The sequence below is a fragment of the Rheinheimera sp. MMS21-TC3 genome, assembly GCF_032229285.1.
Lineage (GTDB): Bacteria > Pseudomonadota > Gammaproteobacteria > Enterobacterales > Alteromonadaceae > Alishewanella.
Genome location: NZ_CP135084.1, coordinates 1,146,841 through 1,158,795, shown reverse-complemented (window position 1 = coordinate 1,158,795; position 11,955 = coordinate 1,146,841). Strand labels below are relative to the sequence as shown.

Sequence of the window (11,955 nt, the reverse complement as noted above, 5' to 3'; positions counted from 1 at the left end):
GTATTTATTACTTAAAAACCAATTTGATCAATAATGTGGCTTGATACTGCACGAGCGCTTTGGTCATCGGTGCGAATGGTAAAGTCAGCAATCTCTTCATATAAAGGATTACGCTCTTGCGCTAAGCGCTCTAAAACTAGCTTAGGGTCTTCATCAGTCTGTAACAGGGGTCTGCGCTTGTCACGCTGAGTTCTTGCCACCTGCTTCTCAATTGGAGTTTCTAAATATACGACTATGCCTCGTGCTGACAGCCGGTTACGGGTTTCTTTACTTAACACCGAACCGCCACCAGTTGCCAATACAATGCCTTGGAGTTCTGTAAGATCCTGAATGACGTTTTCTTCACGCACTCGGAAACCTTCTTCACCTTCCAGATCAAATACCCAAGCAATATCTGCGCCTGTACGACGCTCTATTTCATGATCTGAATCGTAGAACTCAAGGTGAAGCATGTCTGCTAAGTGACGACCAATTGTGCTTTTTCCAGCACCCATTGGGCCAACAAGGAAGATATTACGTTTTTCTGCCATATTTCGTATTGCTAATCAGCCAACTCTTTAAAATGTTGAATTCAAGGACCAAATGGCTCCCGCGGATGTTTGAAGCGCTGGATTATGTCAGGAATGCCCATTTGTTGGCAAGCTAATTCTCTAATTCAGCCAGTATCCCTGAGGAATACTGGCTGAAAAGCATAATTACAGCCCTTCGGTGATAATTTTTGGTGTTACAAAAATGAGTAACTCATTTTTTTCATTTACTTCACTGGTCGATTTAAATAATCGGCCTAAGTAAGGAATGTCACCAAAAAATGGTACTTTGCTTACCGTAGATAAAATTTGCTGCTGGTAAATACCGCCTAAAACAATAGTTTCACCATTATCTACTAAGACTTGGGTTTGAATTTCTTGGGTATCAATTGCTGTTGCCGGCCCAGTTGGTGTTGCTACCGTTTCACCACGGGTATTTTGGGTAATAATTAAGTCTAAAATTATCTTATTATCCGGTGTAATTTGTGGTGTAACAGTTAAGCTTAACACTGCTTTTTTAAACTCAACGGTAGTAGCACCACTTGAAGCAGCTTGGACATAAGGTATTTCCACACCTTGCTCAATACGAGCTTGTTTTTGGTTAGCCGTGGTTATACGCGGACTAGCAATGATTTCACCTTTATTTTCTTGTTCTAAAGCTGATAGCTCTAAATCAAGTAAGGTACCATCTGCTAAACGAGCAATATGAAAGGCTATACTACCGGCAGGATTACTCGCTGGCAAATTTACGTTCCAACGATTATCTAAACCAGGCATAACACCATTAGCAATATTATTGGCACCACCAGCACTTCCAGAAGTTCCTTTATTGGTGCCGCTGCTGCTTTGTTGATCGCTAAAACCCCAACGAATACCCAATTCATCATCAACTTTATCGCGTACAGTTACCATTCTAGCTTCAATTAAAACTTGTTTAACTGCCACATCTAAGCGTTCAATTAACTTTCTAACACTTTCAATATTTTCAGCTGTGTCTTTAATTAAGATAGTATTAGTACGCTCATCGACATTGACCGAGCCTCGAGCCGATAAGATAGTCGCATCCTTATTACTTAACAAGCCTGCTATATCACTTGCTTTAGCATAATTAATTGATAAAAAGTCCGAATATAACGGTTCTAAATTAGACACGTTTTGCTTGGCTTCTAACTCACGTGCTTCACGTACAGCAAGCTCTTCTGTTGGTGCTACCATTAAGATATTACCATCCATACGCTTATCTAAACCTTTAACCCGTAACACTATATCCAAGGCTTGGTCCCAAGGTGTACCATCAAGACGTAAGGTAATATTTCCTGTAACAGAATCACTCGTTACTAAGTTAAAACCATTATAATCGGCAATAATCTGCAATACAGTTCTTATTGATATATCTTGAAAGTTTAAAGACATTGCTCTGCCTTTATACTCTTTACCACCACCCAGTACACTTCTGTTGGTAGTATCACGCTCAACATTTAATGTGAATATATTATCAATTTGCTGATATGAAAAAGTAAATTCAGCAGTAGTGTCTATAACTAATCGCGTTGAGGCTGCTTCTTTAAAGGTTTCAATCCCCTTAACAATAGTGCCAAAGTCAACAACATCTAACTGATATAAAAGTTCATCTAAAATATCAGTATTATGGAATTCAACTTCAAGCTTGCCTAACCGCTCAGCTACGTCAACGGCTGCTGTATTATCACGTAAAAAGACTAAAATGCGCCCTTCACCTTTATCGCCACGACGAAAGTCAATAGCATTAACTCGGTTAATATAGGTGGGTTTTACATCCGCAGCCTGGCCTACTATATCTGAAGTTGGGTTATCCGATATATGCATATAGAAAACATTACCCTTTACTCGGGTACGGTATATTTTCAAGTAATCTAAATAGATAACTGTTCTAAAACCATCTCCAACAAATTCTGAGGTTACTTTTTTAACCCCAGCTTTATTGATTAGAACTTGCTCTAGTTTTTCTTCATAATCAGAGTTATCAAAAAAGAGCTCTATCCGCGCAGGTTCATTAAATACTTGAATACTGGGATCTGCATATAACTCTTCGTCAAATACAAATTCAATTTCCGTTTCTCCAGTTAATAACGGGTTATATTTAACATCATATAGCAGAGGTACAGCTGCTGCGGGCAAAGACAGAAAAGTTAACGTTAGCACGTAGGCTAATGAGCGCAGGAATCTGTCAGATATTGTTGTGATTATTTTATCCATGATTTACTCGCATACTTATCAATTACTTGTAGCAGATGGCGTATCCGCCATTTGCAGCATGGTCGTCCGTTCTTTCCAACATCCGGCGCCATCGGGAATTAACTCTAATAATTCAATATGGGTTAGCTCTACGTTTATAACGCGGCCATGAAACAACCCTATATGATTATTTAAAGTTACACGGTGTAAGGTTTTATCTGACGCTTCAATTAGCGCCCATATATTACCTACATCACCTAAAGTGCCTCGCATCTTTAAATTATCTAATGCATATTTTTCTAGAGGTTCTTTTCTACGCCTTGGATCTGGATGTAAACAGTCCTGGACTTGTAGAAACTTATCTTGAATTGCTTCAGGCCTTGGCTCAGAAAATGGACTTCTTGAGTTTACTGCCATATAAGCTATATGCTCAAACTCTTTTACCTCAGGCAAAGGATCTACTCTGGCTTTGGTACTCATTTTCACTTGCTCAGTGTATTGCTGAACTTCGCTTAAGTCATCAAAGCAACCGGTTAACAATACTGTACTTACCGCAATAGCAGCTATTCTTTTTATCATTGCTGCACCTCTTTATATCTATAGGTTTTTGCAACAACATTAAAACGTAGTCGTTCATCTTTTTCAGTTTGTATCGTAAAGTCGTGCAAGCTAACTATACGCGGTAACTTAGCGACTTCACTAACAAAATTACCAAATTGATGATAATCACCTATAACTTCTATTTTTATTGGCAACTCAGTATAAAATTCCTTTTCAATTTCTGGCTCCCAGTTAATACGAATAAAGGTTAGGCCACTTGTAGTACCTACATAAGTTACGTCATCCAGCAAACCTGGCGTTTCATGAGTAGTTGGTAATTGCTTTAACAATGAAGAAAAAGATTTCTCCATATCCACCATCTGCTGCTTATAAAGCTCCAAATTAACAGCTGCTGCATATTTAGTTTTAAAGGTTTGCCGTAACTCAAGCTCTTTACTTTGTGCTTTAGTTAGTTCGTCAATTTTACTATCAATTATAAAAAAGTAACTTAGCGCACAAACTGCAGCCGCTAGCATAAAAGCAAAAAACACTTTTACTACTAGGGGCCAAGAGCCCATATTTTCAATATCTAGTTCATTAATATCAATATCAGATAAATTTAAATTCAGACTCATTTTGCACCTCTTTTACCAGGTGTCTCTGGTTGAGAAATACCATGTATTGCATCAAAACCACTAACAGTTAGGTGCATCTTAAAGTTACTTAATAATGTTGATGAGTCTTTACCTGCTTCGATAAACTCCAATAAAGGGTCTGCTAGTAACTCTGAACTTTCCGCTTCACGTAACATATTGGATAAACGGTTATTTGATTCACTTTTACCAACAAGTAATAAAAAAGCACCCTTTTTTTCAAACTGCGTTAGATAGACACCTGCAGGCACCACCTTAGCAATTTCATCCATTATTTGCGTACCTAAATTCCGACTACTTTGTAGTTGTTCAATTAACGACATTCGTTGTTGTAAACTCTTCTTTTTGTCGTTCAAAGTACGGATTTCAACTATACGTTGTTCAAGTACCTTTATTTCATTATCTAAATAACTATTACGCTGCAACTGGCCATCTATTCTTGCGTTATAAACCATGTTAATTGAAAACATCAGTAAAAAGCTAAATAAAGCCGTTGCAGTTAAAACTGTTAAGTATTGCTTTTGCCGCTCTTTACGCGCTGCTTCGCGCCACGGCAGTAAATTTATATATGCCATGGTGAAAAACTCCGTAATGCTAATCCGCTAGCAACCATTAATTGAGAAGCATATCGATTCAACTGCTCTCTGTCGATTGAGGTGGATACTTCCATTGAATTAAATGGATTGGCCACCACAGTGTGAATACCTAATTCATCGATTAGAAGTTTATCGATATCCTCTATTAACGCTGTACCACCAGAGATAATAATATAATCTACTGCATCTTTACCGCTGCTGGTTAGATACATTTGAATACCCCGACGCACTTGTTGTAATAACATAGTTTGGAACGGCGCAAGTACTTCAAATGTATAGTTTGGCGGTAAGTCACCACTTACTTTAGCTAATTCAGCCTCATCGTAACTTTTATTATAATAAGACAAAATACTACGGGTATATTGATCACCACCAAATGACTGGTCACGGGTATAGACAGTTTTACCGTTTTCCATAATGCTCAACAATGTCATTGTTGCACCAATATCTACCATAGCAACAATTTTTTTAGATGCATCGTCAGGAAGTTGGCTCATACATAATGCAGCCGCTCGGCTTAAAGCATAGCTTTCAATATCAATAACTTTAGCCGTAAATCCGCCATTATCTAAAGCAGATACCCGCACTTCTACACTTTCAGTTCTAGCAGCACTTAAAAGTACGTTAACCCGTGAAGGGTCTGACTCATTAACATCAAGCTTTTCAAAGTCAATACTGACTTCATTTAAGGGATAAGGGATTAATGTGTCGGCTTCAACTTCTATCTGACTTTCTAGTTCAGCATCAGTTAAGGACACATCCATGAAGATGACTTTACTGATCACGGTAGAGCCTGATACAGCAGCAGCAGCGAATTTTATTGCGCGAGGGATTTTTTTGCGAATTTTACTCAGCACATTACCTACAGCTTCTATATCTTGTATTTCGCGATCAGACATGGCGCCTTTAATCATTGGCTCAATAGCAAACGCTTCAACTTTACACGTGCCATTATACTGACTAAGCAGCACAGCCTTGACTGAGTGGGCCCCAATGTCAATTCCCACCATCACAGTGGGTTGTTTAGTAAACAGGCGTTTTATCATAGCATCCTGCAATTAATTTATTGTTATCGTTATCGTTATCGCTATTCTTGCATTATTGTTAGCTTAATTACCAACATTTAGCAATAAAAAGCGTTTCTTCCAGCACTAATAAATATATACTAGCAGTGTTGTAAAAGAATTGGGAGTAAAAAATGGTGTTAATCAGTGTCTTGGCTTAAAAAGCTTTTAATTATTAGCATTTTCCTGTTCATTTGTGGGTTGTTAACTATCGCAGGGCTCTATATATATGTTAAAGATGACCTGCCTGATGTCACCACGCTGCAAGATGTACGATTGCAAACCCCAATGCAGGTTTTTACGGCTGATGGCCAGCTTATTTCTCAATTTGGAGAAAAGCGTCGTATACCTTTAACACTTGAACAGATGCCGCCTTTATTACTTCAAGCTTTTTTAGCTATTGAAGATACTCGCTTTTATGAGCATCCTGGTATTGATATCATAGGTATAATACGTGCAGCTACCGTTGTTGCAACATCAGGTGATTTTAGCCAAGGTGCTAGTACTATCACCCAACAATTAGCCCGTAACTTTTTTCTGAGTCGCGAAAAAAAGATAATACGTAAAGTTAAAGAGGTTTTTTTAGCTATTCGTATCGAGCAATTGCTTAGTAAAGATAAAATCCTTGAACTATACCTAAACAAAATTGAATTGGGTCAACGATCTTTTGGTGTGGGTGCTGCCGCCCAAGTCTATTTTGGTAAAACCGTTGATCAACTAAGTTTAGATGAAATTGCTATTATTGCTGGTTTGCCCAAAGCACCTTCAATATTAAATCCAGTTCGTTCTCCGGCTAATGCTAAAGCACGTCGTAATATTGTTTTAACTAGAATGCTAGATATTGGTGCTATAGATAAAGCTGCCTACGATGTGGCTATTAAAGCGCCGGTCGTCAGCCGACTGCATGGCGCACAAATAACCGCCTCAGCGCCTTATATAGCTGAAATGGTACGCCAAGAAATGGTTAACCGTTTCGGTGAAGAAGAAGCTTACTCTGCCGGTTTGCAAGTTATTACTACTATTAATAGCCAACAGCAAGCTATCGCAAAGCAAAGTTTACAGCAAAACTTATATGACTATGATGAACGCCACGGTTACCGTGGGCCTGTTGCAACTTTATGGCAAGCTACATTAAAGCCAGAAGTAACAGAGCAACCTGAGTTTGAGCAACCAAAACGTTTAGATAACGAACAAATTATTGCCTATTTAGATAAGCAACAAGGACTTGAAGATCTGGTTCCTGCAGTCGTAACACAAGTTAACACCAAGTCGGTACAAGTTATTTTACCAGGTGGTACAGAAGCAACAATTGAATGGGAAGGCTTAAAGTGGGCCCGAAGCTTTATTACCGATCGTCGGCAAGGCCTTGCTCCCAAAACTGCTGATGCTATCTTATCTCCTGGCATGCATGTTTTATTAAGGCAGCAGCAACAGCAGTGGCGATTAAGTCAAATCCCAGAAGCAACTAGCGCCTTGGTAGCCATTGATCCCCATGATGGTGCTATCCGCTCACTAGTTGGTGGCTTTAGTTTTAGCCAAAGTCAATTTAACCGCGCAACTCAAGCTAAGCGTCAAGTGGGCTCTAATATTAAACCTTTTATTTATTCTGCTGCTTTAGATAATGGTTATACTTTAGCTTCTATCATGAATGATGCGCCTATTCATCAGTGGGATGATAATGCAGGTATAGCTTGGCGACCGAAGAATTCACCAGCGGTTTATGATGGCCCAATACGGATCCGAGAAGCCTTAGCTAAATCGAAAAACGTGGTATCAATTCGCCTTTTACGTGGTGTTGGTATCGACAATACCATTAGACATTTACAACGTTTTGGTTTTGCAGCCAGTGATTTGCCCCGCAACGAGACCTTGGCTTTAGGTTCAGCCTCTTTAACCCCTATGGAAGTTGTAACGGGTTTTGCTGTATTTGCTAATGGTGGTTATTTAGTTAAACCTTATTTAATCGACAGTATTTTAGATGCTGAACATAATATTGTTTATCAACATAAACCAGCTATCGCTTGCGATGCTTGTGAAGCAGCCATTTCTGAAACTCCAGCTGTAACCGCTGAGCTAGATCCAGAAGCAGAAATGCAACGACTGTTTAATACTTTAGATAGTACAGAACAAGCTACAGTATCAAGCCAAGTGCCTGCAAAACCAGAAGTAGCAGAACGAGTATTATCAAAACAAAATAGTTTTTTAATAGCCGATGCTTTAACAACCAGTGTTTGGGGCGGTGGTGATTGGCGAGCAGGGACAGGTTGGAATGGCACAGCTTGGCGCTTACAAAGCTTAAAACGTCGAGATATTGCAGCAAAAACAGGCACAACTAATGACTCTATCGACACATGGTTTTCAGGCTTTACAGCTGATTTAGCTGTTACTGTTTGGGTTGGTTTTGATGATGCTAATCGCAGTTTAGGCCGTGCTCAATGGCATGCTAATATGGGCCAGTCGCAAAGTGCAGGAACTGAGGCAGGTGCCCGTACAGCTTTACCTGGCTGGTTAAGCTATATGCAGCAGATAGCACCGTCGTTACCAGTTAATGCTCTGACACCGCCTGTTGGCTTATCATCAGTCAGAATAGATACTAAAACTGGATTGTTAAGCCGTAAAACCGATACTAGTAGTAGCTTTGAATACTTTATTAGCGGCACTGAACCTACTCAATATAGTGGTAATGATGTCCAGCCCATCAGTTTTGACAGTAAAAAGACAGCAACCGAGAAAGAAAAGGATATTGAACTTTTCTAAATAAAAAACAGCTCTTAAGAGCTGTTTTTTATTTGTAGCCTTTACTGTAGTTATTACTACAACTTTAGCAAACTACTGTTGTTCAAACCAAGTTTTAGCCTCAGCCAGTGCTGCTAACACCCGCCTAGGTGAAGTGCCAGCTAGGGCACTACGCTTGTCTAATCCTGCTTCAAGTTGCAGGGCCGCAAATACATCTTGCTCAATCAAGCTACTGTATTGTTGTAAGCTAGCTAATGGCATGGCTTCTAGCGCTAATTGCTGCTTAGATGCAGCAACCACTAGCTCGCCTACTACTTCATGGGCATCACGAAATGGCATGCCCTTACTAACCAGATAATCCGCTAGATCTGTAGCATTACTGTAGCCAAGTTCGGCGGCCTGTCGACATTTTTGGCTGTTAACGGATAAGTGCGGTAATACTGTGGCAAGTACCAGTAAAGATTGCTGCCAAGTTTGCATTAAGTCAAAAAAACCTTGTTTATCTTCTTGCATATCTTTGTTATAGGCCAGCGGTAAGCCCTTTAAGGTATGAATAATGGCAACTAGATGGCCTAAAACCCGGCCAGTTTTTCCCCGCAACAATTCAAATACATCTGGGTTTTTCTTTTGTGGCATTAGTGATGAACCACTACTTATGGCATCGCCTAGCTTAAAGAAGCCGGCTTCGCCTGAACAAAAGAAAATAACATCTTCTGATAAGCGCGATAAATGCGTCATACTGATACTGCCTGCAGCAGATAACTCGACGACATAATCACGATCAGACACCGCATCAAGGCTGTTTCTAGCCGCTGTTGTAAAGCCCAAGCTTTCTGCTAACGCTTGCCGGTCAATATTAACCCCCGTGCCCGCAAGTGCGCCGCAGCCTAAAGGACAAACATCCAACCGGTTTAATCCATCTTCAAGTCGGCTTAAGTCTCGGCGGAACATTTCAACATAAGCTAACGCCCAATGGGCAACTAATACTGGCTGTGCTCGTTGCAGATGAGTATAACCAGGCATAACGTCAGTGCCCGCTTGCTCCGCAAAGACTAACAAGGCTTTAATAGCACCAAGTAGTGCTTGCTTAACTGACTCGGCATTAAGTTTGGTCCATAACCTTAGATCGGTAGCCACTAAGTCATTCCTGCTGCGGCCAGTATGTAATTTCTTCGCCACAGAGCCAAGTTGCTGGGTAAGTTGTGATTCAACCCAGCTATGAATATCTTCTTCACTGGTTTGCAACGGCAAGCTTGGATCTTGCTCTACTGCTTGGGCTAAGGTAGCTAGGCCGCTATCTAGTTGTAGCGCCTCATCAGCGCTAATAATTTTCGCTGCGGCTAATTGTTTTGCCCAAGCCCGTGATGCTTGGATATCGTGTAACGCCAATACATAATCGAAACTCAATGAGTCATTAAACTGGCGAAATTCATCTAAGGTCGCCTCTTGAAAGCGACCGCCCCACATAGCCATAACCCTTATCCTTTTTGCTGTTGATGTAAAGCCTTGATCCGGCTTGCTAAGCTAAATAAACGAATAAAACCGGCAGCATCTTTTTGATCATAAACTTCATCATCTTCAAAGGTAGCAAAGGCTTCAGAATATAATGAGTTTGCTGAGCGACGTTTGGCAACCGTCACATTACCTTTATATAGCTTAAGTACTACATCGCCTGTTAACTCTTGGGCTAAACTGGTTGCAGAGGCTAATAAAGCATCTTTTAATGGCGTAAACCAACGGCCATCATAAACTAACTGAGCAAATTCAAGCCCAACCTCTTCACGGTATTTTAAAGAAGCACGATCATAGACTAAGGCTTCAAGCCCTTTAATTGCCGCCATTAATAAGGTACCACCGGGTGTTTCATAACAACCCCGTGATTTCATCCCCACTAAACGGTTTTCTACTATATCTATCCGGCCTATACCGTTTTCAGAGCCAACTGCATTTAACTGCGCAATGGCTGTAATAGGATCGACCGCTTTACCATCTAAGTGAGTGAGCTCACCCTTAGCGAAACTTAATTCAATATAGGTGGGCTTATCTGGTGCTTGCTCTGGTGATTTAGTCCACATCCAAACTTGTTCTGTTGGCTCGCACCAAGGATCTTCAAGCTCGCCACCTTCATGAGAAATATGCCATAAGTTAGCATCACGGCTATATATTTTGGTTGCTGAGGCTGTGGTAGGTACCTTCTTTTCAGCTAAGTAATCTAATAGTGATTGTCTTGAAGTAAAGTTCCACTCCCGCCACGGTGCTATTACTTTTAACTGTGGTGCCAAGGCGGCAAAGGCCGCTTCAAACCGTACTTGATCATTACCTTTACCGGTACAACCATGACAAAGTGCATCTGCGCCTAACTCTAACGCTAAGTTAACCTGAGCACGTGCTATCACCGGGCGCGCCATAGAAGTACCTAATAAATATTGCCCTTCATAAACCGCGCCGGTTTTTAAGGTAGGGTAAATCACTTCTTTTAATAGCTCTTCACGTAAATCTACTACGTGGCATGAACTGGCACCTGAGTTAATGGCTTTTTGCTCAACCCCAGCTAACTCTTCATCGCCTTGGCCGACGTTCGCCACAAAAGCGATAACTTCACAGTTATAATTATCTTTTAACCAAGGCACTATGGCTGATGTATCTAGTCCACCTGAATAGGCTAAAACAACTTTTTTAATACTCATAAAAAAACCTCACGAAAATAAACTGATTAAAACCGCATTTTGCGCATGCATACGATTTTCGGCTTGTAATAAAACTAATGATGCTTGACTATCTAACACTTCGCTGGTCACTTCATGTTCGCGATGCGCAGGCAAGCAATGCATAAAATAGGTCACACCTAATTGCTGCATTAGCGGTTGATTAATTTGATAAGGGCTAAAGGTTTTAGCGATAAGTTCAGGATTAGCTTTATCGCCCATTGATAACCAGGTATCGGTATAAATAGCACCTGCGCCGTTTGCGCTGTTTAAATCCTGGCTTAAACTAATGCTAGCGCCTGTTTGCAGTGCTATTTGCTTGGCCTGAGTGACAACATCTGCTGCGGGTAAAAAGCCCTCAGGTGTTATTACTGTCATCTTCATGCCGGATAACGCCGCACCTAGCATTAATGAATGACACACATTGTTGCCATCACCTACATAAGCTAAATGCACTTTTTTTAGATCAGTAAAACGTTCTGTTAAGGCCAATAAATCGGCTAATGCTTGGCAGGGATGGAATCGATCACTCAGAGCATTAATTACCGGCTTATTACTAGTGGCAGCTAATTCATCTAAGGTTGCTTGAGAAAAAACACGTGCTACTATGGCATCAGTCCAACAAGCTAAGTTACGACCAAAATCAGCAACCGTTTCCCGCTTACCCATAGCGCCATTTTGTTGATCTAAATACACGCTATGGCCGCCTAGCTTATTTATACCAACATCAAAACTAACTCTTGTTCGCAAAGATGGCTTTTCAAAAATTAATGCTATGCTTTTTCCTGCTAATGCTTGGCTATAATTAGCAGGTTGCTGTTTTACCTTTAATGCTAATGCCAAAAGATCGGCAAATTGCGCCGGCGTGAATTCCGCCAAACTCAAGAGGTGTTGTAATTTATTCATACTGATTATTTAAC

The 11,955-nt window shown here is 40.5% G+C and carries 10 protein-coding genes; 1 reads left to right on the top strand and 9 read right to left on the bottom strand.

The features are described 5' to 3' along the window. Nucleotides 1-11: 11 nt before the first annotated feature. The 6 genes from aroK to RDV63_RS05830 all read right to left on the bottom strand — a co-directional run bounded on the left by aroK (nucleotide 12) and on the right by RDV63_RS05830 (nucleotide 5,576). Nucleotides 12-530: a shikimate kinase AroK gene (gene aroK / locus RDV63_RS05855; protein WP_313908574.1), complete on the bottom strand. Its 519-nt coding sequence runs from the start codon at nucleotides 528-530 to the stop codon at nucleotides 12-14. A gap of 165 nt (nucleotides 531-695) precedes the next feature. Then, entirely contained in the window at nucleotides 696-2,762 is a 2,067-nt protein-coding gene (locus RDV63_RS05850) for a type IV pilus secretin PilQ family protein (RefSeq protein ID WP_313908573.1), read from the bottom strand. An 18-nt stretch (nucleotides 2,763-2,780) separates the two neighbouring features. Next, a complete protein-coding gene (locus tag RDV63_RS05845; RefSeq protein ID WP_313908572.1) occupies nucleotides 2,781-3,320 on the bottom strand; it encodes a pilus assembly protein PilP in 540 nt (179 codons plus the stop codon). Next, nucleotides 3,317-3,916: a type 4a pilus biogenesis protein PilO gene (locus RDV63_RS05840; protein WP_313908571.1), complete on the bottom strand. Its 600-nt coding sequence runs from the start codon at nucleotides 3,914-3,916 to the stop codon at nucleotides 3,317-3,319. Before RDV63_RS05840 ends, RDV63_RS05845 begins: the two co-directional genes overlap by 4 nt. Then, a complete protein-coding gene (locus tag RDV63_RS05835) occupies nucleotides 3,913-4,509 on the bottom strand; it encodes a PilN domain-containing protein (RefSeq protein WP_313908570.1) in 597 nt (198 codons plus the stop codon). The genes RDV63_RS05840 and RDV63_RS05835 overlap by 4 nt, the downstream gene beginning before the upstream one ends. Then, nucleotides 4,497-5,576 carry a pilus assembly protein PilM gene (locus RDV63_RS05830; RefSeq protein ID WP_313908569.1) on the bottom strand — a complete coding sequence of 360 codons (1,080 nt, stop codon included), beginning with the start codon at nucleotides 5,574-5,576 and terminating at the stop codon, nucleotides 4,497-4,499. The genes RDV63_RS05835 and RDV63_RS05830 overlap by 13 nt, the downstream gene beginning before the upstream one ends. A 306-nt stretch (nucleotides 5,577-5,882) precedes the next feature. Here RDV63_RS05830 and RDV63_RS05825 point away from each other — a divergent pair, with 306 nt between their 5' ends. Then, the gene (locus RDV63_RS05825; RefSeq protein WP_313908568.1) at nucleotides 5,883-8,351 is read left to right on the top strand and encodes a PBP1A family penicillin-binding protein; all 2,469 of its coding nucleotides are present in this window, start codon (nucleotides 5,883-5,885) and stop codon (nucleotides 8,349-8,351) included. Nucleotides 8,352-8,423: 72 nt separating this feature from the next. On the opposite strand, the gene argH is transcribed toward RDV63_RS05825, so the two are convergent. Genes argH through RDV63_RS05810 form a run of 3 tightly spaced genes read right to left on the bottom strand, consistent with a single transcriptional unit; the run spans nucleotide 8,424 to nucleotide 11,941 of the window. After that, nucleotides 8,424-9,803: an argininosuccinate lyase gene (gene argH / locus RDV63_RS05820; protein WP_313908567.1), complete on the bottom strand. Its 1,380-nt coding sequence runs from the start codon at nucleotides 9,801-9,803 to the stop codon at nucleotides 8,424-8,426. Nucleotides 9,804-9,808: 5 nt separating this feature from the next. Beyond that, nucleotides 9,809-11,017: an argininosuccinate synthase gene (locus RDV63_RS05815; protein ID WP_313908566.1), complete on the bottom strand. Its 1,209-nt coding sequence runs from the start codon at nucleotides 11,015-11,017 to the stop codon at nucleotides 9,809-9,811. Nucleotides 11,018-11,026: 9 nt separating this feature from the next. Continuing rightward, nucleotides 11,027-11,941 (bottom strand): ornithine carbamoyltransferase, encoded by a 915-nt coding sequence (locus RDV63_RS05810; RefSeq protein WP_313908565.1) that lies wholly within the window; start codon nucleotides 11,939-11,941, stop codon nucleotides 11,027-11,029. Nucleotides 11,942-11,955 lie beyond the last annotated feature (14 nt).

What these genes read in the sequence shown, in the direction of transcription:
- aroK (WP_313908574.1), bottom strand. Translation starts at nt 530, where the DNA reads ATGGCAGAAAAACGTAATATCTTCCTTGTTGGCCCAATGGGTGCTGGA.
- RDV63_RS05850 (WP_313908573.1), bottom strand. Translation starts at nt 2,762, where the DNA reads ATGGATAAAATAATCACAACAATATCTGACAGATTCCTGCGCTCATTA.
- RDV63_RS05845 (WP_313908572.1), bottom strand. Translation starts at nt 3,320, where the DNA reads ATGATAAAAAGAATAGCTGCTATTGCGGTAAGTACAGTATTGTTAACC.
- RDV63_RS05840 (WP_313908571.1), bottom strand. Translation starts at nt 3,916, where the DNA reads ATGAGTCTGAATTTAAATTTATCTGATATTGATATTAATGAACTAGAT.
- RDV63_RS05835 (WP_313908570.1), bottom strand. Translation starts at nt 4,509, where the DNA reads ATGGCATATATAAATTTACTGCCGTGGCGCGAAGCAGCGCGTAAAGAG.
- RDV63_RS05830 (WP_313908569.1), bottom strand. Translation starts at nt 5,576, where the DNA reads ATGATAAAACGCCTGTTTACTAAACAACCCACTGTGATGGTGGGAATT.
- RDV63_RS05825 (WP_313908568.1), top strand. Translation starts at nt 5,883, where the DNA reads ATGCAGGTTTTTACGGCTGATGGCCAGCTTATTTCTCAATTTGGAGAA.
- argH (WP_313908567.1), bottom strand. Translation starts at nt 9,803, where the DNA reads ATGGCTATGTGGGGCGGTCGCTTTCAAGAGGCGACCTTAGATGAATTT.
- RDV63_RS05815 (WP_313908566.1), bottom strand. Translation starts at nt 11,017, where the DNA reads ATGAGTATTAAAAAAGTTGTTTTAGCCTATTCAGGTGGACTAGATACA.
- RDV63_RS05810 (WP_313908565.1), bottom strand. Translation starts at nt 11,941, where the DNA reads ATGAATAAATTACAACACCTCTTGAGTTTGGCGGAATTCACGCCGGCG.